General features: G+C 52.5%; 16 protein-coding genes. All 16 read left to right on the forward strand.

The genetic code is table 11. The annotated features are described in order from the left end of the window. Positions 1-220 precede the first annotated feature (220 nt). The 16 genes from murF (at position 221) to SYN_RS03300 (ending at position 21453) form a co-directional block, all read left to right on the forward strand. Positions 221-1648, forward strand: a complete 1428-nt coding sequence (gene murF / locus SYN_RS03225) for a UDP-N-acetylmuramoyl-tripeptide--D-alanyl-D-alanine ligase (protein ID WP_011416590.1) — start codon at positions 221-223, stop codon at positions 1646-1648. A 15-nt stretch (positions 1649-1663) separates the two neighbouring features. Next, positions 1664-2743: a phospho-N-acetylmuramoyl-pentapeptide-transferase gene (gene mraY / locus SYN_RS03230; RefSeq protein ID WP_011416591.1), complete on the forward strand. Its 1080-nt coding sequence runs from the start codon at positions 1664-1666 to the stop codon at positions 2741-2743. 10 nt (positions 2744-2753) lie between these two features. Then, entirely contained in the window at positions 2754-4106 is a 1353-nt protein-coding gene (murD, locus tag SYN_RS03235) for a UDP-N-acetylmuramoyl-L-alanine--D-glutamate ligase (protein WP_041585314.1), read from the forward strand. After that, complete coding sequence (gene ftsW / locus SYN_RS03240; protein ID WP_011416593.1) at positions 4103-5275, forward strand: putative lipid II flippase FtsW; 1173 nt, start codon at positions 4103-4105, stop codon at positions 5273-5275. The genes murD and ftsW overlap by 4 nt, the downstream gene beginning before the upstream one ends. Continuing rightward, positions 5275-6360 (forward strand): undecaprenyldiphospho-muramoylpentapeptide beta-N-acetylglucosaminyltransferase, encoded by a 1086-nt coding sequence (murG, locus tag SYN_RS03245; RefSeq protein WP_011416594.1) that lies wholly within the window; start codon positions 5275-5277, stop codon positions 6358-6360. The genes ftsW and murG overlap by 1 nt, the downstream gene beginning before the upstream one ends. 134 nt (positions 6361-6494) lie before the next feature. Further along, complete coding sequence (gene murC / locus SYN_RS03250; protein WP_041585316.1) at positions 6495-7886, forward strand: UDP-N-acetylmuramate--L-alanine ligase; 1392 nt, start codon at positions 6495-6497, stop codon at positions 7884-7886. Beyond that, positions 7876-8802 carry a UDP-N-acetylmuramate dehydrogenase gene (murB, locus tag SYN_RS03255; protein ID WP_158302904.1) on the forward strand — a complete coding sequence of 309 codons (927 nt, stop codon included), beginning with the start codon at positions 7876-7878 and terminating at the stop codon, positions 8800-8802. The genes murC and murB overlap by 11 nt, the downstream gene beginning before the upstream one ends. Further along, positions 8799-9644 (forward strand): cell division protein FtsQ/DivIB, encoded by an 846-nt coding sequence (locus tag SYN_RS03260; RefSeq protein ID WP_011416597.1) that lies wholly within the window; start codon positions 8799-8801, stop codon positions 9642-9644. The genes murB and SYN_RS03260 overlap by 4 nt, the downstream gene beginning before the upstream one ends. A gap of 180 nt (positions 9645-9824) precedes the next feature. Further along, a complete protein-coding gene (ftsA, locus tag SYN_RS03265; protein WP_011416598.1) occupies positions 9825-11054 on the forward strand; it encodes a cell division protein FtsA in 1230 nt (409 codons plus the stop codon). Positions 11055-11063: 9 nt separating this feature from the next. Continuing rightward, on the forward strand, positions 11064-12218 hold the full coding sequence (gene ftsZ, locus SYN_RS03270) for a cell division protein FtsZ (RefSeq protein ID WP_011416599.1): 1155 nt from the start codon (positions 11064-11066) through the stop codon (positions 12216-12218). A 170-nt stretch (positions 12219-12388) separates the two neighbouring features. Then, positions 12389-14071 (forward strand): radical SAM protein, encoded by a 1683-nt coding sequence (locus SYN_RS03275; RefSeq protein ID WP_158302905.1) that lies wholly within the window; start codon positions 12389-12391, stop codon positions 14069-14071. 269 nt (positions 14072-14340) lie between these two features. Continuing rightward, entirely contained in the window at positions 14341-14799 is a 459-nt protein-coding gene (locus SYN_RS03280) for a chemotaxis protein CheW (protein ID WP_011416601.1), read from the forward strand. A gap of 11 nt (positions 14800-14810) precedes the next feature. Then, positions 14811-16382 carry a CheR family methyltransferase gene (locus tag SYN_RS03285; RefSeq protein ID WP_011416602.1) on the forward strand — a complete coding sequence of 524 codons (1572 nt, stop codon included), beginning with the start codon at positions 14811-14813 and terminating at the stop codon, positions 16380-16382. Between the two features lie 27 nt (positions 16383-16409). Further along, positions 16410-16970, forward strand: coding sequence for a chemotaxis protein CheW (locus SYN_RS03290; RefSeq protein ID WP_202943584.1), 561 nt, complete (start codon positions 16410-16412; stop codon positions 16968-16970). Between the two features lie 42 nt (positions 16971-17012). Further along, positions 17013-19073, forward strand: coding sequence for a methyl-accepting chemotaxis protein (locus SYN_RS15025; protein WP_011416604.1), 2061 nt, complete (start codon positions 17013-17015; stop codon positions 19071-19073). 43 nt (positions 19074-19116) lie between these two features. Further along, positions 19117-21453 (forward strand): hybrid sensor histidine kinase/response regulator, encoded by a 2337-nt coding sequence (locus tag SYN_RS03300; RefSeq protein WP_158302906.1) that lies wholly within the window; start codon positions 19117-19119, stop codon positions 21451-21453. The last annotated feature ends 1 nt before the right edge of the window (position 21454 follow it).

The raw sequence follows: 21454 nt of genomic DNA on the forward strand, positions 1-21454 counted from the left end.
ATTTCCAGGTGATCGGCCTTATTCCAATTCCATATCACAGCGCATTCTTTGCCGGCTTTGCTATCGTTTCCGTGATGTTTTTCTGATGTCCGCCAGTTCTTCTATTCTTGCCGTCTTGATATCATCGCTGATCTGGAATTAAAAGAATTGCCTGCTTGGGCATGTAAAGTCTTCAAAAAGCCAAAGAGAAAAATCGTCGATCCGGGGCGGGGAGGTTTTTTTGGACCATAATTCAACACCACAATTTTCTGTTGACGAGCTGCTTGAGGCGGTGGGGGGAACGCTTTTGCAGGGGAGCACGGATTCCATCATCCGTGGTGTATCAACCGATACCCGACAGCTTGTTGCAGGCAATCTCTATATTCCCCTGAAGGGAGCGAATTTTGACGGGCATGATTTTCTGGATGTCGCTGTCAAGAAAGGTGCTGGTGGAGTGCTTGTGGATGTCCATCATGCCTTTATTCTGGAGACGGGTTCAAAAAAGACCGACGGCTGCCTTAAGATTCTCGTGGACGATACTCTGAAGGCTCTGGGGGATCTGGCCCGTTTCTGGCGGAGAGCGGTTGGGCGGCCGGTGATAGCCATCACCGGGAGTTCAGGCAAGACAACGACGAAAGAAATGACCGCCGCGATCCTTGAACAGACTTTTTCCGTGCTCAAAACGGAGGGAAATCTGAACAATCTGATCGGATTGCCGTTGACCCTGCTGCGTATGCATCGAGGGCACGATCTGGCCCTTGTGGAGTTGGGCACCAATGCCAGGGGTGAAATCAAACGGTTGACAGAAATCGCGGAACCTGATATCGGGCTCGTTACCAATATCGGCCCGGCCCATCTGGAAGGACTGAAGACCCTGGAGATCATCAGGGAGGAAAAAGGGGATCTCTACGGCACCATGCCAAAGTCCGGTCTGGCCGTATTTAATGCGGACGATGAGGCCATGGCCCCTTTGAGGCGGTCTTGGCAGGGTAAAATGTTGACATACGGGATAACATCCCGGGCTGATATGACTGCATCTGATATTGCGAAGTGGGGTGAATCGGGGCAGTCTTTTACTTTGAATGCCGGCTCCGAGTCCACTGTGGTCCACCTGTCTGCATTCGGCATGCATAACATTTACAATGCCCTGGCCGCGGCTGCGCTGTCCAGGGCTGCCGGTATCGGCATTAATGAAATTTCCCAAGGTCTCCGGAACTTCCATCCTGTAGCTGCTCGTTTTGAAGTCCACTTCCTGCCGAATGGCGCTTTTCTCGTTGACGATACCTATAATGCCAATCCGGCATCCGTTCGTGAAGCTCTGAAAACGATCCAGACTTTGAAGGGAAACCATCGCAGTGTGGTTGTTCTCGCCGATATGCTGGAGCTTGGCGACCAGGCGGAGCGGCTTCATGAAACCGTTGGGAGCGAGGCCGCCGCAACTGATGTGGACCGCCTTTTTCTGAAAGGCTCCCTTTCCCGGTCGACGGCTGCCGGGGCGATCAAAGGCGGCATGACGGAAGAGCGGATTCTTTTTTTTGAAGACCCTGAAGAGATTCTCGATGACGTCCTCTCCTTCGTCGAAGCGGGGGACTGGATCCTTGTCAAAGGATCGCGGCTGATGAAAATGGAAGAAATCGTCAAGAAAATTCTTGATCGGACTCCGGCATAAACGGATTGAAACAGAATGCTTTATCACCTTCTCTATCCACTGCATACAACCTATTCCTATTTTAATGTCTTCCGCTACATCACGTTCCGGACGATATATGCAGCCATTACCGCCCTGATCATCTGTTTCCTGCTGGGCCCCTGGCTGATCCGGAAGCTTCGGGAATTGAAGATGGGACAGGTCATCCGGGATGACGGCCCTGAAGCGCATCTTTCCAAACAGGGGACGCCGACGATGGGGGGGGTCCTGATTATTTTCGCCGTCGTCGTTTCGACATTGCTTTGGGCCAATCTCACGATCGATTATGTCTGGCTTGTGCTGATGGTAACTCTGGGATACGGACTGATCGGCTTTGCCGACGATTACCGTAAGCTGACGCGTCAGAGTTCCCGGGGAGTCTCCGGAAAGGTTCGGCTGGCCTGTGAAGTGTGCATCGCTCTTCTCGTCAGCGTTGTCCTTTACGCAAAGCCGGGGTTCAATTCCACCATCGCCATTCCTTTTTTCAAGACCGTGCTTCCGGATCTGGGGTGGGGATACATTTTTCTTTCCACGTTCATCATCGTCGGGGCCGCGAATGCCGTGAATTTAACGGACGGACTGGATGGTCTGGCCATCGGACCGGCCATTACCTGCTTCATGACTTATCTGCTCTTTGCCTATTTCGCGGGCAATTTCAAGATTGCCTCCTACCTGCAGATTCCCGGTGTGGCCGGCGTCGGAGAATTGAGCATTTTCTGCGGTGCAATCGTGGGCGCGGGTATCGGTTTCCTCTGGTACAATACCTATCCGGCCCAGGTTTTCATGGGAGATACCGGGTCCCTCTCTCTCGGCGGCGCCCTTGGCTGTCTGGCCATTGTGACCAAGCAGGAGATTCTGCTGGCCATCGTAGGGGGGATTTTCGTGCTGGAAACCTTCTCGGTTATCTTTCAGGTCGGGTGGTTCAAGCTTTCCCACGGGAAGCGCATCTTCCGTATGGCTCCGATCCATCATCATTTTGAATTGAAGGGATGGGCGGAGCCGAAGGTGATTGTCCGCTTCTGGATCATTTCCATCCTGCTGGCCCTGCTGGCCATCAGTACACTAAAACTTCGATAGGATGTTCTTCATGGATATATCAGGACAGAGAATGCTGGTAATCGGCTGGGGAAAAACGGGTGTCGCCTCCGCGCGGTTTCTGATTTCTCGTGGCGCCCGGGTCGTCGTGGCGGATGAAAAAAATCTTTCCCTGGAAAATGACGTACTGTCCAAACTTGGCGAAGATCATGGTCAAAGCGTGGAACTGGCGGATTATGGAATATCGGCGCTGGCCCAGGTCGATGCCGTTGTGCCTTCGCCGGGCGTGCCGCCGTTTCATCCCGTTCTGAAGGAAGCCGTCAAGAGATGTATCCCCGTTATCAGCGAACTCGAACTGGCCTGCCGTTATCTCCAGACGCCCATGATCGCCATTACCGGAACGAATGGAAAGACGACCACGACGAGCCTTATCGGAGAAATACTGAGCGGAAGCGGCAGAAAGGTCTTCGTGGGTGGAAATATCGGGACGCCGCTGGTGGAGTACGTGACCGGGCCGCAGACAGCCGACTGCGCGGTCGTCGAGATCAGCAGCTTCCAGCTCCAATGGGTGGATCAGTTTCACGCCTTTGTGTCCATTCTACTGAATACGACCTGCGATCATGTAAATTATCACGGTTCGTTCGAGGCATACCGGGCCGTCAAGGAAAGAATTTTCAACAATCAGGGAAAACAGGATGTGGCCATCCTGAATGCCGACGAACCGGATTCGGCTGTGCTGGCAGAATCTCTGTCATCACCGGTCTTTTTTTTCAGCACCACAAAGATGGTTGAACGCGGTCTCTATCAGGAAAAGGATCGATTGATCTGTCTCGACGGAGAGGGAAAGCAGGAGTTCTATCCTTTGAGTATGATCCGTTTGCCGGGGGCTCACAACGTCGAGAATGTCATGGCTGCCATTTTAGCCTCCCGGGCCTGCGGCTGCAGTCCGGAAAACGTGATCAATGCGATATCCGGCTTTTCAGGTATCGCCCACCGCATTGAATTTACAAGGGAGATTGGCGGTGTGAAGTTTTACGACGATTCCAAGGGAACCAACGTCGGGGCCGTCAAACGGGCCATAGAAACCTTTTCGGACCCGATCATTCTCCTGATGGGCGGAAGGGACAAGGATGGAGATTTTGAAACGCTGAGCGCCCTTTTACAGGACCGGGTCAAGGCTCTGGTGATTTTCGGCGAAGCGAGAGAACGGATTCAGGAGCGGATCGGCGGGATCGTTCCTACCGTTTTAACGCCCTCCCTGAAGGAGGCCATTGCAGCCGCCCGTCGGCAGGCTTGTGCCGGGGATGTCGTCCTGTTGTCTCCCGGGTGTGCCAGTTTTGATGAGTTTGCAGATTATAAGGCAAGAGGGAGATTCTTTAAGGAAGAAGTGAGGGCTTTTGCATGATCGGCTTTCTGAAAAGATTTTCGCTGCCGGAACTGCCATTTCGCAATCTCCCGGAGGGCGATAAACGACCGGATCTTGTTCTCCTGCTCGTGGTCCTGATTCTGGTGAGCATCGGAACCGTCATGATCTACAGTTCAAGCTCCATCATGGCAGCGGCCAGTAAAGCCAGTCATCATGATGGCTGGTATTTTCTCAAAAAGCAGATCGTTTTTGTCATTCTGGGATTCGGGATGATGATCCTGATGTCCCGGATTCCTTATTCCTATCTGAGGCAGGTAGCCTATCCAAGCATTCTGGTCTGTATCGTCCTTCTTTCACTTGTTCTTGTTCCTCATTTGGGGGTTCGTGCCGGAGGGGCAACGAGGTGGCTCCGGATGGGTTTTTTTTCATTCCAGGTTTCAGAGCTGGCGAAAATCTGTATGATTCTCTTTATGGCTCAGTTCATGACCCGCAAGATCGAATACCGGAAGAATTTTCAGCGCGGGGTGGCCGTGCCGCTGGCTGTAACGGGGGTCGTTCTCTCTCTGATCATTCTGGAACCGGACTTCGGCACCTGCGCCATTATTTCGGTCATCATGCTGTTGATGCTCTATATGGCCGGCGCAAGGGTGGTTCATCTGGGCGCTTTAATGGCGGCACTCATCCCCGTAGGGATCTGGTTCCTGATCCATGAAAGGTACCGCGTGGACAGGTTGACAGCCTTTCTCGATCCATGGAAGGATCCCCAGAAGACCGGGTTTCAGATTATCCAGTCACTCATTTCCTTCGGTTCCGGCGGAGCTTTCGGCGTCGGCGTCGGTGACAGTATGCAGAAGCTCTTCTATCTGCCTGAACCTCATACAGATTTCATCCTGTCCATTATTGCCGAAGAAGCGGGCTTTGTCGGGGTGGTGGTGGTCATTGCCTTGTTCGTGATTTTGATCGTACGGGGGTTCTTTATCGCTTTCAGGGCTCCGGATCTTTTCGGAACGCTCGTTGCCGCCGGCCTGACCATGATTATCGCCCTCGAAGCCGTCATAAATATCGCAGGGGTGATGGGGCTGATTCCCCTGAAAGGTCTGGCGCTGCCCTTTCTCAGTTACGGCGGGACGTCGCTGCTGATGAGCCTGACGGCTGTGGGCATCCTTCTGAACATCTCCACTTATACGGAAATAAAGGAAGAGTCCTGATGACTGTTCGAGTGATCATTGCCGGTGGAGGGACCGGCGGGCATCTGTTTCCCGGTGTGGCAATTGCCGAGGAGTTGCTACGACGAGACAGGGAGAACAGAGTTCTTTTTGTCGGAACGAAGCGGGGGATTGAAAAAAAAGTGCTGAAGGACCTTGGTTTCCGCCTGAAACTGCTGAATGTGGAAGGCATCAAAGGGCGTGGAGTGATGCGGTCCAGTCTGGCCCTTTTAAAACTTCCGGGAAGCCTGATGCAGTCGATGAAAATAATTCGTGATTTCCGACCGGATGTCGTTATCGGCGTCGGAGGCTATGCTTCGGGTCCAGCCGTCATGGCAGCCCATCTGATGGGAATCAAGACCGCTATTGCTGAACAGAATTCCATCCCGGGACTTACCAATCGCATTCTGGGCCGGTTTGTTGATCGTGTTTTCCTCAGCTTTTCCGACGGGGGGAAATGGTTCTCCGCTAAAAAAGCTGCAGTTTCAGGAAATCCGATCCGGGCCGCCTTCTTCAATGGGAAACCGGTTCTTGAAAAGACCGGGGATCAATTTTCCCTGCTGGTTTTCGGAGGAAGTCAGGGAGCTCATGCAATCAATTCGGCGTTTCAGGATGCCCTTCCTTTTCTGCAGCTTTTGAAGGGGTGTCTCCGTATTGTTCATCAAACCGGGGAACGGGATTGTGAAAGCATGGCTGCCGCGTATAGCGCACAGGGGTTTTCCGCCCGTGTTGTTCCCTTCATTCGAGATATGGCAGCGGCATACGAGGCTGCCGATCTCCTCATCTGCCGGGCGGGAGCCACCTCAATTGCCGAGATCACCGCCATCGGCAAGGCGGCGATCCTCATCCCCTTTCCCTATGCGATTGGGGATCACCAGACGGAAAACGCCAAAGTTCTCCTCAAGGCCGGGGCGGCCGTAATGATCCCGGAAAAGGATCTTACCGGGAAAAAACTCGCGGATGAGATTCAGAATTTTTATTCTCATCCCTCCCTGCTTAAGGATATGGAAGCAAAAGCAGCCAGTCTGGGAAACATTTATGCAGCTTCGGATATTGTCGATTCCTGTATGGCCATGATCAGGCTGTAGAAAACTATTTTGTATAGACATGATACAATATATAGTGTATGTATCTGCAATTTATACCACATAAAGTGTGATATGTTTCACACATGAGGGGAATGCCATTGAACTCCATGAAGCTTTTCAGAATAACAGACGTCATGCGCAGAAAGGTGCGCCATATTCATTTTGTCGGCATAGGCGGCATCGGTATGAGCGGGATTGCCGAGGTGCTTCTTAATCTGGGGTATACGGTCAGCGGGTCGGACCTGAGAACTTCGGATACCACCGAGCATCTGTCATCCCTGGGAGCCACGGTATTTCAGGGGCACAAGGCTTCCAACCTGACCGATGTCGACGTGGTGGTCACCTCAACGGCCGTGAGGAAGGATAATCCCGAAGTCCTGGAGGCGCACAGACGCTCTGTTCCCGTCATTCCCCGCGCGGAAATGCTGGCGGAACTGCTGAAAATGAAGGTATCCATTGCCGTATCGGGAAGTCACGGCAAGACCACGACAACTTCCATGATTGCAACGGTTATGGCCAGCGGCGGGCTGGATCCTACCATGGTCATCGGGGGCAAGCTGGGCAGTATCGGGAGCAACGCCCGGATGGGGCATGGGGAGTTTATCGTGGCCGAGGCAGACGAAAGCGATGGCTCTTTTCTTAAGCTTTCGCCATCCCTGGCCGTCATTACCAACATCGACCGGGAACATCTGGATTTTTACCGGGGCATTGAAGACATAAAGGACGCTTTTCTGCAGTTTGCCAACATCGTTCCTTTTTATGGCTCCGCCGTCCTTTGTCTCGATGATCCTCACATCAAAACGATTCTTTCGGATATCAAGCGAAAAACAATCACTTACGGGATGGAGCCGGCGGCGGACTATCGGGCGCAAGAGCTCCGTTTTAATGGAGCCGTTACGGAGTATGAACTCTATTATCGAACGGAATGTCTGGGATCCGTGACTCTTTCTGTTCCGGGGATGTTTAATGTATACAATTCCCTGGCGACTGTCGCTGTTGCGCGGGAACTGGACATGACTTTCCCTGACATACAGCAGGGTTTGAAAAGCTATGTTGGTGTGGGGCGTCGATTGGAAGTCAAGGGAAAAATCGCCGGGGTCACAGTGGTGGATGACTATGGCCATCATCCCACGGAAATCAGCGCGACGCTGGCGGCAGCTCGACAGGTCTGGAAAAATCGGATGATCGTGGTATTTCAGCCGCACCGTTATACGCGGACCCAGGCCCTTTTCCGGGAATTTCTCGGAGCCTTTACCGAAGCGGATCTTCTGATTGTGACAGACATTTACCCTGCCAGTGAGGATCCCATTGAAGGTGTCACGGCGGAGGCGCTTTGCGACGGCATCCGCTCCCTCACGCGCCGGGAGGTTCGCTATATTCCGAATTTCAGCGACATCACCGACTATTTGATGACCGTGGTGCAGCCGGGAGATACAGTGATCACACAGGGGGCGGGAAGTGTCAATTCGGTGGGCGTTTCTCTCTTGAGCCGACTGAAGGAGGTTGAGGATTCCCGTGCTGCATGATTTTTTTATCAAAGAACAATTGAAGTCCTGTGTTTCGGGGGCTGTGCTTTTCGATGAACCTCTGGATCGTTATACCTCCATGGGTGTGGGCGGTCCGGCCGATGCACTGGTGGTTCCGCAGAGTATGGAGGAACTGGTGCAGCTGGTTCGTTTTCTGCGGAAAGAGAACATCCCCTTCCTGACTCTGGGAAACGGAACCAATCTGATTGTCAGAGACGGAGGCTGCCGGGGAGTGGTTGTCGCTCTGCGGGGGCTGCAAAAACTGTCCTGGGCTTCAGACCCGGAAGGAAAGATCCGGGTGCAGGCGGAAGCGGGTGTCCCTCTGGCTTCGATCGTTCAGCTCTGCATCAAAGAATCTCTGGCTGGTCTGGAATTCTGCACTGGCATCCCCGGCAGTGTAGGCGGGGCGGTTCGGATGAACGCCGGAGCATTCGGGAGAGAAATGAAAGACGTGGTAACAGCGATTACCGTGCTGAATGAGCATTTGGAGTTGGAGACGCTTTCCCGCCGGGAGCTTTCCTTTGAATACCGTCGTTTGAATCTTTCCGATGAAGCGGTGATTGTCTGTGCCGAGTTTGCTCTGTGTCCAGGAGAGCGGGAATCGATATCCGCTGAAATCAGTGAAATTCTGGCCTTGCGGAAAAGTAAGCATCCTCTTAACTTTCGAAACGCGGGCTCCATCTTTAAAAATCCTCGCAATCTGCCCGCGGGTCAGTTGATCGAGGAAACCGGCCTCAAGGGGACCCGTCGAGGGGATGCCATGATTTCAGAGAAGCATGGCAATTTCATCGTCAATCTGGGGCATGCCCGGGCCGCGGATGTGGTTGATCTGATTGAGGAGATTAAAGGTCGGGTTGAGAATTGCCGGGCCATACAACTGGAAGCTGAGGTTCATATTGTCGGAGAAGATGGATGAAAAGAGCTTTCACAAGAAAGCTGGAGGCAAAAAAATATCGATTGAAGCGTCGCAGCAGGACGATATTCGTCGATATCTTCCGATCAATTCTCCTCATTGTTGTAATTCTGCTTACAGGTGCTGTGCTGATTTTTGCATTTAATTTTACAATCAGTGCTCCCTGTTTCCGTGTTCGCGAAACGGTTGTCCGCGGGTGCCGGGAGTTGACGGAAAAAGAAGTTCTTCTTCTCGGTCTGGTGAGCTCTTCGCAGAACCTGCTGGCATTGAATGAGAAAGCTCTGGAACGGCGCATCAGTGCCAATCCCTGGATAAAATCGGTGTCCATCGGCCGGGAGCTGCCTGGCCGTCTGGTGGTTCAGATTCAGGAGCGCTCGGTAATAGCCGCGATCAGGCAAGGCTCCAACCTTTATCTGATGGATCAGGAAGGCGTTATTTTCAAGAAACTGGATAAAAATGACGAAAGTGATCTTCCTGTATTGACAGGGTTTTATCAGGAGGGCAAATTGAATGAGCTTCTTCTGAAAAACGCAAGGACTTTAATAAATGATCTGTCAAGTTCCAAGTACTTTCCGACTATTGACTCTGTTTCAGAAATTCAGGGTAATGAAGTTTTGGGTATTTCAGTCTTTACCGACAACGGGCTGTGTCTTGTCCTGGGAGTTGATGATTACGGCACAAAATTGCAGCGTCTGTCTCCGATTCTCGAGGATTTGGAAAGACGCCAATTGAAAGAGGGGTTTCTTCGCATTGATTTGAGAAATCCGTTGAAAGTAACCGTTTCAAAAAGAAATATTCCTGCTCCCAGAGGACTTTCTGATTCACGGCAGGAATATAAGACATGACCCTGACAGGCGGAAGAGAGCAGGTCAGCGAGGCTTGGAAGGAAAGATTCCGGGGGTTAGTGTGACAATAAGGGAAGAGTCGGTGGCTATGCCGACAACTTCGTTCATTTCAAGACAGGAGAGGATGCACAAGTTCTTGTTTCACATCCTCCCATTATCAGAGAAAGGTGGACAGAGCAAATGGGTATGCAGGGCAATGTCATCGTCGGATTGGATATAGGCACGACAAAAACCTGTGCCATTGTTGGTGAAGTAACCGATACAGGCATTGATATCATCGGCATCGGTTCTCATCCCTCGGACGGATTGAGGAAAGGCGTCGTAGTGAACATCGACAGCACCGTAGAGGCGATCAAAGCAGCAGTGGAAGAGGCGGAACGTATGTCCGGCTGTGAAATCGGTTCTGTCTTTACGGGGATTGCCGGCGGCCATATTAAAGCGCAGAACAGCCTGGGCATCGTGGCCGTGAAGGGGCGTGAAGTAGGCAGCGAGGATGTGGAACGTGCTATCGAAGCCGCCAAAGCGATCGCCATTCCCCTGGACCGGCAGATCCTGCATACACTGCCCCAGAGTTATGTTGTGGACGAACAGGATGGGATTAAGGATCCGGTAGGCATGTCTGGTGTCAGGCTGGAAGCGAAGGTCCATGTCGTAACCGGTGTGGTGACCTCCATCCAGAATATTGAAAAATCCGTTACCCGTGTTGGGCTGGACATCAATGATATTGTTCTGGAACAGCTTGCAGCCAGTCAGGCCGTGCTGAGCGATGATGAACGCGATCTGGGAGTGGCTCTGCTGGACATCGGGGGCGGAACCACGAATATTGCGGTTTTCTGGGAGGGAAGCATCCGTCATACGGCTGTTATTCCCGTCGGTGGTAATTACGTGACCAGTGATATCGCCACCGGCTTGAGAACGCCCCTTAACGAGGCGGAAAAAATCAAAATCGGCTTTGGGTGCGCCTATGCGCCGATGATTCCCAAGGAGGAAACCATTGAGGTGCCAAGCGTAGGCGGCCGGGAGCCTCGTGTCGTGTCGCGCCAGATCCTGGGGCGGATCATTGAGGCGCGTATGGAAGAAATTCTGAACATGGCATATAAGGAAATCGTTCGCTCCGGCTATGAAGACGTTCTGGCTGCGGGAGTTGTGCTTGCAGGTGGGACGGCTCTCCTGGACGGCATTACGGAACTGACGGAGCAGATTTTCAATATGCCGGTCCGGAGGGGGTATCCCTCAGGTATCGGAGGATTGACAGATGTGGTTAACAGCCCCATGTATGCGACAGGCGTCGGTCTTGTCCTTTACGGGAGTAAAAACCTGGCCAAGGTTGTCGTGAGGAAGGGCGAGAAGGGAAAGGCGGGGGATGATGTGATCGCGAAATTCAAAAAATGGATATTAGAATTCTTCTAGGGGGGTGTCATGTTTGAATTGTCTGAGTCGGAAAATTTCAGTTCCGCAAAAATCAAGGTTATTGGAATCGGTGGTGGTGGAGGGAACGCAATTAACACTATGATATCCTCCAATCTCAAGGGTGTTGATTTTATTGTTGCCAACACGGACTCCCAGGCCCTCGGGCAGTCTCTTGCGCCTGTGAAAATTCAGCTTGGTGCGGAAATTACCAGAGGTCTCGGAGCGGGATCCAATCCGGATGTCGGAAAACAGGCAGCCTTGGAAACAAAAGATTTGATTCGTCAGCATATCGAAGGGGCGGATATGGTTTTTGTTACCGCTGGTCAGGGTGGAGGTACGGGAACAGGGGGTGCGCCCGTCGTTGCTGAAGTTGCTAAGGAAATGGGCGCCCTGACCGTCGCCGTGGTGACCAAACCGTTCCAGTTTGAAGGCAAGAAGCGCAATGTCCAGGCGGATGAAGGCATCGATGAATTGAGAAAAATTGTGGACACCCTTATCGTGGTTCCCAATCAACGGCTGCTCAGCCTTGGCGGCAGAAATCTTTCCCTCCTTGAAACCTTCAAAAAAGCAGATGATATCCTTTATCAGGCTGTTAAAGGGATTTCCGATCTGATCACAATTCCCGGACTGATCAACCTGGATTTTGCCGATGTGAAAAGCGTCATGTCTGAGATGGGACTGGCCTTGATGGGTACGGGTTCGGCCAACGGGGAAAACCGGGCAGTGGAGGCCGCACAGAAGGCCATTTCGTCCCCGCTCCTTGAGGATAATTCGATCCAGGGTGCACGGGGCGTGCTGCTCAACATTACCGGCGGACCGGATATGACTCTTTTTGAAATCAACGAAGCTTCCTCGCTGATTCAGGCGGAGGCTCACGAAGAGGCCAACATCATTTTCGGGACGGTTGTTGATGAGACCATGGGGGATGAGATCCGGATCACCGTCATCGCCACGGGCTTTGAAGAGGCGGGAAAGAAGAAGCATGGTCTGTCCAACCTGGCTTCCTTCAGCACGAATCGCAGCAGAGATATTGCCGTTCCGGCTTTCATCCGCAAAAGCCAGTCCGGAAACGGCGATCTTAATGTCATAAGGATGGGGCTCATTGATGACGATGAAAATCCCGATCTCGAAATCCCGACTTTTCTGCGTCGACAGGCGGATTAAGTTCACGTTGCATTCGGAAGAATAAAAAAGCGGCAGGACGAAGTCGACGCAGTTGCATCGATCAGGCGTCGTCGAGCCGGTGATGAAGTCCGACGTCGTCAGCCTCGGGAAGGTGGGGAGGTGAAAATCGTCGCACGGGGCAAGCTGGATACGGGGATGTCATGTCATGGATGCAGCAGAAACGGTATGAAAAGCTTCTTGCCGGAGAGAGAGGAACCCGGCGGAAGATCTGGAATGACCAACTGACGGTTTGTTTGGCCTATCCGAATGTCTATCGAATCGGAATGTCCAATCTCGGCTTTCAGACGGTTTACGGCCTCCTGAACAGGCTGCCGGGCTGTCTTTGTGAGCGGATATTTCTTCCCGATCCCACGGAAGGCGATGCCAGCCGGCAAGAGGCACTGGTCAGCATGGAGTCGCAGAGGCCGTTGAAAGAATTTGATATTCTTGCCTTTGCTCTCCCCTTTGAAAATGACTATCCTTATGTCCTGAGAATGCTGGAACAGGCAGGCATCCCGATGGAGGCAGGATCGCGGGACGATTCAGACCCATTGATCATGGCGGGAGGGATTGCTGTAACCCTGAACCCTGAACCGCTGAGTTCGTTTGTGGATCTGTTTCTTCTGGGTGAAGCGGAAGAATTGCTCCCGGAATTCGTGGAACGGTATGATAACGTTCTGAGGCAGGGAAAGAAGCGCGGGGACCGTTTATTTGCCGTTCAACGTGATGTGACGGGTGTTTATGTGCCGGCGCTTTATTCTGTGTCTTACCAGTCCGACGGGACGATACAGGAAATGAAGCCGGCGGATGAGGCCCTTCCCGGAAAGATCCGAAGACGGTGGGTCCGGGATATCTCCGCTTTTGTGACGGAGCAGGTCATCACGACACCGGAAACGGAATTCGGCGAGCTTTTCCTCACGGAAGTAAGCCGGGGGTGCCAGCGGGGTTGCCGCTTCTGCGCCGCCGGTTTTGTTTATCGACCCCTCCGGTTCCGCCGGATGGAGGCCCTGGAAACTTCCTTTATTCGAGGTATTGCCCTGGGTAAAAAGATCGGACTGCTGGGTACAGCGGTTTCCGATCATCCGCAACTGGCTGATCTGTGTCGTCACGTCCTGGGTAGAGGAGGGAGCTTTTCCCTCGGTTCGCTCCGAACGGACCGGGTGAACAGGGAAATGGCTGCTCTGCTCCGGGAATCCGGGGTGGAAACGGTGGCTCTGGCCCCGGAAGCCGGGACACAGCGTCTGCGGGATGTCCTGCACAAAGGGATTTCCGAGGCTCATATCTTTCATGCCGTGGAATGCCTGGTTAAAGAGCGCATTCGCCAGATCCGCCTTTACTTCATGATCGGTCTGCCGACAGAGACTGAAGCGGATATTGAAGGCATAATCGTTCTGACCCGGCGGATCCGCCATCATGCCCTGCAGATTTCAAAAGGAAAACAGCCTTTCAAGCGAATCATTCTGAGCATCAACCAGTTTATTCCCAAGTCCTCAACGCCTTTCCAGTGGCACCCCCTGGAGGATATCCGGATCGTCAGAAAGAAACTTCAGCGGATCGAAAGGGTCCTGCATCGAGAAGGGTCTGTAAAGGTCCTTCACGATCTGCCGAAATGGAATTACATTCAGACCCTGTTGTCCCTGGGCGACCGGCGGGTAGGGCAAATTCTTCTTGAAGTTCACCAGTCGGGCGGCAACTGGTCGCAGGCACTGAAAAAAGTTAATCTCAATCCTGATTTCTACGTTTATCGCAGCAAGGATATTCGTGAAATCCTTCCATGGGATTTCATCGATCAGGGAATCGACAAATCCATGCTGATCAGGGAATATCAGCAGGCTTTATTAGAAATATCTTGAATTCAACGGATAAATCATATTAGAGTTACCGCCATTATTCGTAACTCGGCCTTTTCAGCCGTTCCACGACAAACCCCCATATCACCTCTATAAAGAAAAAGTTGGAGTTTTCAGCAGTAAAAGGGGTATTTGGGCAACAACAGCCCGTGAAAGGCATTCGGGAAGGAATCGCCGAGATTATTGCGGGTCATTTTAAGCTGGAGGTCTTTGATCAACCATATGAACAGACTCTTGCGTGAATCGTTTCTTTTTGTAAGGACGAGGTTTTTGTGAATTGCCTTAGCCAGCTTTTAGTCTTTGCCGTTGGGGGGCAGCGGTATGCCCTTGAACTATCCCGGGTGCAGAGGGTGGTTCGGATGGTTGAAATCACGCCGTTTTCGGGATTGCCTTCGATCGTGGCAGGGGTCGTCAATATCGAGGGGGATGTTGTCCCCGTCATTTCCCTGCGCCGGTGCTGTGCTCTTCCCGAGCGGGGGGGTGAGCTGAGTGACCGTTTGATTTTTGTGACTCTGGAGAGGCGAAAAGTGGCCCTCTGGGTGGATGACGTTGTTGAATTACAGGACAGGAATGAGACTCAATGGATCCCCGCCGAAGAAGTTCTGAATAAACTGACGTATGTCGAAGGGATTGTCAAAAGCGGAGATGAACTCGTGATTCTTCAGAACCCGGAAGGATATCTTTCTCCTGAGGATCACGATATCCTCGATCAGGAGCTTCCACCGTCATAGATAAGGAGTGCATGGATCGGTTTATTTCCGATGAGCAATGGCGGCGGTTGGCGGAATGGATAACCTTTCATATGGGGTTGCACATGCCACGGGAACGCCTGCCTGATTTGAAGCGGCGCCTGTTGTCGGCCGCCCGGGAATTTCATTTCGATTCCATCGAACCGTTTGTGTCCTGGCTGCTCTCCACAAAGCTGACGCAGCGGCAGATTGAAACGCTGGCCAGTCATCTGACCGTAGGAGAAACCTATTTTTTCCGGGAAACGGCAAGCCTGGAGGCCTTGGAAAAATATATTCTGCCGGAATTGATCGAATCGCGGCGCAGCACGCGTTCTCTCAGGGTCTGGAGTGCCGGCTGCGCGACAGGCGAGGAACCTTACACGATTGCGATCATGCTTTCCCGGCTGATTCCGGATATCAGCAAGTGGCAGGTTACCCTTCTCGCGACAGATATAAACGCACGTTCTCTGGAGCGGGCTTCACAGGGAATATATCGGGAATGGTCATTCCGCGGCGATTTCCAATGGCTTAAGGATCAGTATTTTACGCGGACGCTCGATGGACGGTACCGGATTTCAGAAAAAATAAGGAAGATGGTAACCTTCAATTACCTGAACCTGGCAACGGATACTTATCCTTCACTGTACAATAACACGAATGCCATGGACATCATCTTCTGCCGGAACGTTCTGATGTATCTGGAACCCTCGCTGGCGAAAAGGGTTGTCGGGCGTTTCTATCGCGCGCTGATCGACGAAGGGTGGGTCCTTCCCAGCGTAACGGAAGGATTCCACCTGCTCTTTACAAGATTTGTAGCAGTGACTTTTCCCGGTGTCACCCTGTATCAGAAAAGGATGGATCAGCGGGGGACACTGGAAATATACCACCATAGCCGGAGAAATTCGAAAAACGACGCAGCAGTGAAAGGACAGACCGAACTGGGGGAATGGGCCTCCCTGTCAACTGCGGAGCCCTTGCCGTCCGATTCCATCCCGGAGCGGAAGACTGAACCCTCCAGAATGGCGCCGTCCGTTTCTGAATTTCCACCGTCTGCAGCAATGAAAGAAATCGGGGAAGAAGCTCTCCATGAAAGTGCCCTGCGGCTTTTCAAAGAGGGGCGATATAGTGAATGTGAACAAATTCTCACTTCATTGCTTGAGCAGTATCCGGAGAGTTTCCACGGTCAGGCGCTGATGGCCCGTCTTCATGCGGATCAGGGGCGTCTTCCCGAAGCGCAGGAGTGGTGTGAAAAGGCCATTTCAAACAATAAACTTGACGCGGGATGCCATTACCTGCTGGCGGTTATTTTTATTGAACAGCGACGTTTCGGCGATGCGGAACAGTCACTGCATCATGCCCTTTACCTGGACCCTGATTTTGTCCTGGCTCATTTTACTCTGGGCAATCTCGTCCGGGAGGAAGGCCGGAAAACCCTTTCGTCAAAGCACTTTGAACACGCCCTCCTGTTGCTGCAAAACTATCAGCCGGAGGAAATTCTGCCGGAATCCGATGGGGTAACGGCAGGAAGATTAAAAGATATTATTTTAATGGCGGATCTGGGGAGATCAAACGCCCCGGGGGCATAAATTTCGTTGATGCGAGGAAAAAACAGTTTGGCTGAATTCAGAAATCCCACAGATGCCTTGTGGGTACCCGGAGAGGAAGAGAAAGAACGGATTCTGAAGGAACGTGCGGAGATGTTGGCAAAAAAGCCGGAAACTTCGAGAGAATCATCCTTTTTCATGGAGGTTCTGTCCTTTATGCTGGCAGGGGAGCGGTACGCCATTGAAGCCCGTTTTGTCGTTGAGACGATGCCGCTTCGGGAATTGACGTCTTTTCCGGGTTTGCCCTCCTTCATCCTGGGGATTGTAAATGTTCGAGGACGGATTCTTACCGTCATGGATATCAAGAAATTTTTTGATCTGCCTGAGAGCGGATTGACTGATCTCCATAAATTGATCATTGTCCGTTATCGGGAACTGGAGGTGGGTATTGTCGCCGATGTCCTTCTGGGAATTCAGGCACTCGCTCAAGAACGAATGCAGCCATCCCTGCCGACTCTGACCGGCATTCGCGAAAAATACCTTGCCGGGGTGACCGATGAGGGAACGATTGTTCTGCGTGTGGAAAAAATCCTCTCCGATGATCGGATACTTGTCAATGACGAGGGATAAGGTTCTCATGGAATAAAGGGAAAGGAGTAGTAGACGAGACTAATGAATATGAAACTGGGCACAAAACTGTTGACAGGCGGCCTCCTGGTTGTTCTGGCTCCTTTGGTTGTGATTGGAATTGCGTCGGTTTACAAGTCGATGGACAGTATCTCATCCATTGCCTATGAAGAAATGACAAATGTTTCTAACAGTCTGGCCAGTACGATCGATCTGGGGCTGTCGGAGGAACTGCGTCTTTCCCAGGCGATTTCCTTTTCCAACAGTGTAAAGGCTGCCGCGGAGAAGGTTGCGGAGGTTGGCAGAGAAGAGAGCAGGAGTGAAATCGCCCTTGTGGAGCGAGAACTCGTCAGGATTCGTGAAGCCGCTGGAAATCGATATGAAACCATCGTTCTGTTCGGACGGGACGGTATTGTTTACGCAGATGCTGTTCAGGGCAAGGATCACGGGATTGATGCCTCGGATCGGGATTATTTCAAGAAGGCGATGCAGGGGAACTGTAATTTCAGCGATGTGTTCAGGTCCAAAGCGACGGGCCAACTGATTTCTATGACCGCCTGCCCGATATTTTCGGGGAGAACTAATAAAATCATCGGGGTAGTAGGTTGCGCAATTAATGTAGGCTACCTGATCGATATGGTTAATGAGATCAAGATCGGGCAGACGGGGTATTCCCTGCTTGTAAATGAGGAGGGTACGGTGCTGGCACATCCCGACAAGGAAAGCATCCTGAAGCTTAATTACAAAAAGCTCAAAGGCATGGAACGTGTTTCGGAGAAAGCTGCTCTGCAGGGGGGAGGCGTGGCGAATTATGAATTCGAAGGAGAGAAAAAGGTGGCTGCTTTTTCCAACATAAAAACCACGGGCTGGACGGCATTTACAACGATCTCCCGTAAGGAGCTGCTGAAGCCCGCCGTCTTCACCGGGAATCTCATTGCCGTTATCGGTTTCATCTCCCTGCTTCTGGCTGCAGCCTTTTTCTATTTCTTTTCCCGCAGCCTGACCCGGCCGCTGGAGAAGGTGGTTTCCGCGGCGGAGCAGATAGCCGAAGGCGATCTCAGTGTGCAGATTTCAGATGAGAACCGCCAGGATGAAATCGGTATGCTGGCGCGGGCCTTCATGAAGATGACGCAGTCCCTGCAGGAGAAGGCCGGGGTGCTTCAGCAGATAGCCGCCGGGAACCTCACGGTTGAGATGAAGACCCCTTCTGACCGGGATGTCATGGGTAAGGCCTTCGCCGCCATGATCAGCGCCCTGCGTGCCGAGATGCAGAGCATCCGGGAGGCGGTCAATGTCATTGCCTCTTCGGCCACACAGATTTCCGCATCGACGACGGAACTGGCCTCTGCAGCCAGTCAGACGGCTTCGGCGGTCAGCGAAACCACGTCGACCGTTGAGGAGGTCAAACAAACCGCTCATCTGTCGACCCAAAAGGCAACGCATGTCTTTGACAGCGCACAGAAGGCCACGGAGGTCTCTCAGCAGGGCCGCAAGGCCATCGATCTGGCCGTGGAAGGAATGAATTTCATCCGGACTCAGACCGATTCCATTTCTGAAAGCATTGTGAAATTGAGTGAGCGCAGTCAGGCTATCGGAGAAATCATTGCCACCGTTAACGATATCGCGGACCAGTCCAATCTGCTGGCGGTCAATGCGGCCATCGAGGCGGCCAAGGCCGGCGATCAGGGGAAGGGGTTTGCCGTGGTCGCTCAGGAAGTGAGGAACCTGGCGGAGCAGTCCAAGCAGGCGACATCGCAGGTCAGGACCATCCTGAATGAAGTCCAGAAGGCCGTCGGCGAGGCCGTGATGTCCACGGAGCAGGAGATCAAGGCCGTGGAGGCGGGGGTGAGGCAGACCTCCGAGGCGGGAAATTCCTTCCGTCGTCTTTCGGATACAATTGAAGAGTCGGCTCAGGCGGCGACCCAGATTACCGCGTCCAGCCAGCAGCAGCTTGTGGGGATGGACCAGGTTGTACTGGCGATCACAAACATCAGTCAGGCCAGCTCACAGAATGTTGCCGGGGCTAAGCAGGTGGAGACCGCGGCTCAGAACCTCCATGATCTGGGACAGCAGCTCAAGCAGCTTATTGATCGATACAGGCTCTAAAAAACCGGGTGATGGTTTAATGGTCAGCAAACAGGAAGCCTTTTTGAAAAAATTGATGGCCACCTTTCGTGTTGAAGCCGCCGATCATTTGAAAACGATTCTTGCCGGACTGGCGGATCTGGAATGGCGACAGGATGCGGAGAGACACCCGGAAATTATGGAGTCTGTTTTCCGGGAGGTTCATAGTCTGAAAGGAGCCGCCCGGGCAGTCAACCGTGAAGATATTGAGATGCTCTGCCAGGCTTTGGAAAGTGCCTTTGCCGCCCTGAAAAATGGAGCGTTGCATCCTGTCCCGGCTTTATACGATGTCCTTTACGAGGCCATGGACATGCTGGAACTTCTGCTTGCCCCGGACTCACCGGATTTCCGGCCCCTGGAACAGACGCGCATTTCCGGGATGATTTCGAAACTGGAAAAAGCCATTTCCGGTCAGTTTGAAGGGGAGGAAAAGGGTGCGTTAATAAAAGTTGAAGGATCTCGGGAAGCGAAGATTCCGGAGGCGAAACAGGACATGCCGGGCGTGGAAAGTATGGAACCGGTGCAGATCGTATCAGTAACGGCAGCTTCTCCCGAGGAGGGAACGCAGACGGTCGATACGGTCAGAATTTCGACAGAGAAGCTCAACCGCCTGTTTCGGCAGACAGAGGAACTGTTCGTTTCCAAAGGGAATATCCGGGAAAGGCATAACGAACTGCGGGAACTGGGATTGAATCTTGTCGATATGAAGCTGGCATGGACCAGAACGCAGGCGGAGATCAGGAAAATTCAACAGCTTCTCCAAAAGGAAGGGGAAAGCGGTACTGAAAGGGCTCAGCAGGCTTTCCTCAAACTCAATGACATTCTTGAAGGGGACGGACTGCGCCTGCAATCGATTGAGCATTCCCTTAAGTCCGTGACGCGCGCCATTCAGCAGAACAATTACGAATTTGGCGGAATGATCGACAATCTTCTTGAGGAGATGAAGCTGACGCTTTTTCTGCCCTTCTCGTCGCTTCTGGATATGTATCCTCATGTCGTTCGACGATTAGCGCGGGACAGCGGCAAGGAAGTCGATTTCCTGATTGAAGGCGGCGGCATTGAAATCGACCGGCGGATTCTGGAGGAAATAAAGGATCCTCTGATGCATCTTCTGAGGAATGCCATTGATCACGGGATCGAAATGCCCGGTGAACGGCTGCAGAAGGGAAAATCGGCTCAGGGTCGAATTCGGCTCCGCATTCAACAGAAAGACAGTGGCAAGGTAGAAATTCTCCTGGAGGACGACGGGGCCGGCATCCGGAGGGCGGATGTTCGGGAAGCGGCCATGAGGAACGGGTTGCTGTCCCGCGAGGAAGCCGAACGATTGAATGAGGAGGAAGAGCTTTTTCTGATATTTCGTTCCGGTCTGACTACCGCTCCCATCATTACGGACCTTTCCGGCCGGGGGCTGGGACTCGCCATTGTATCGGAAAAGATTGAAAAACTCGGAGGTTCCATCTCCGTGGAAACCGAACCGGACAGGGGGATGACCCTGCGGATTGCATTGCCGCTGATTCTGGCGACATTCCGGGGGATACTGGTTGAAGTCGGCAACCGGCATTTTGTCGTGCCTACGGGAAATGTGGAACGGGTTGCGCGAGTCCGCCCTTCGGACATCAGAACTGTTGAAAACAGGGAAACCGTTCGTTTATATGAAGAAACCCTGTCTCTCGTTCCCCTGGGTTCGATTCTGGGAATTTCGCAGGGAGCACAAACGGAGGTACAGAAAAGTCATGTGGAAATTGCGATTCTCAGTGCGGCAGGAACGCGCCTTGCTTTCAGTCTCGACCGAATCCTGGGTGAACAGGAATTTGTCCTAAAAATCCTGGGAGGGCAGCTTGTCCGGGTAAGAAATATTGCCGGGGCGACCGTGATGGGGACAGGGGAGGTCGTTCCGGTGCTGAATGTTACTGATCTGATCAAGTCCGCCGTCCGATATTCGGAAACGGCAATGCCCAAAGGAATGGCGCCTGGAAAAGAGGTTCCCGCCGAGTCCGAACGATTGTCGATTCTTGTTGTTGAAGATTCCATTACCTCCCGGACTCTGATAAGAAATATTCTTGAATTTGCCGGTTATCGGGTAAAAACGGCAGTCGACGGAATTGATGCCATGACGGTTTTGCGGACGGATAAATTCGACCTTGTTGTGTCTGATGTGGAAATGCCGAGAATGAACGGATTCGATCTGACAGCCCGGATCCGCGCGGATAAGAAGCTGGCGGACCTTCCTGTGGTTCTGGTGACCGCTCTGGAGTCACGGGAAGACCGGGAACGGGGAATCGATGTAGGTGCCAACGCCTACATTGTCAAGAGCAGTTTCGATCAGAGCAATCTGCTTGATGTCATTAAAAGGGTTGCCTGAA

Origin of the sequence: Syntrophus aciditrophicus SB, assembly GCF_000013405.1 — a bacterium.
In the GTDB taxonomy this organism is placed as follows: Bacteria; Desulfobacterota; Syntrophia; order Syntrophales; family Syntrophaceae; genus Syntrophus; species Syntrophus aciditrophicus.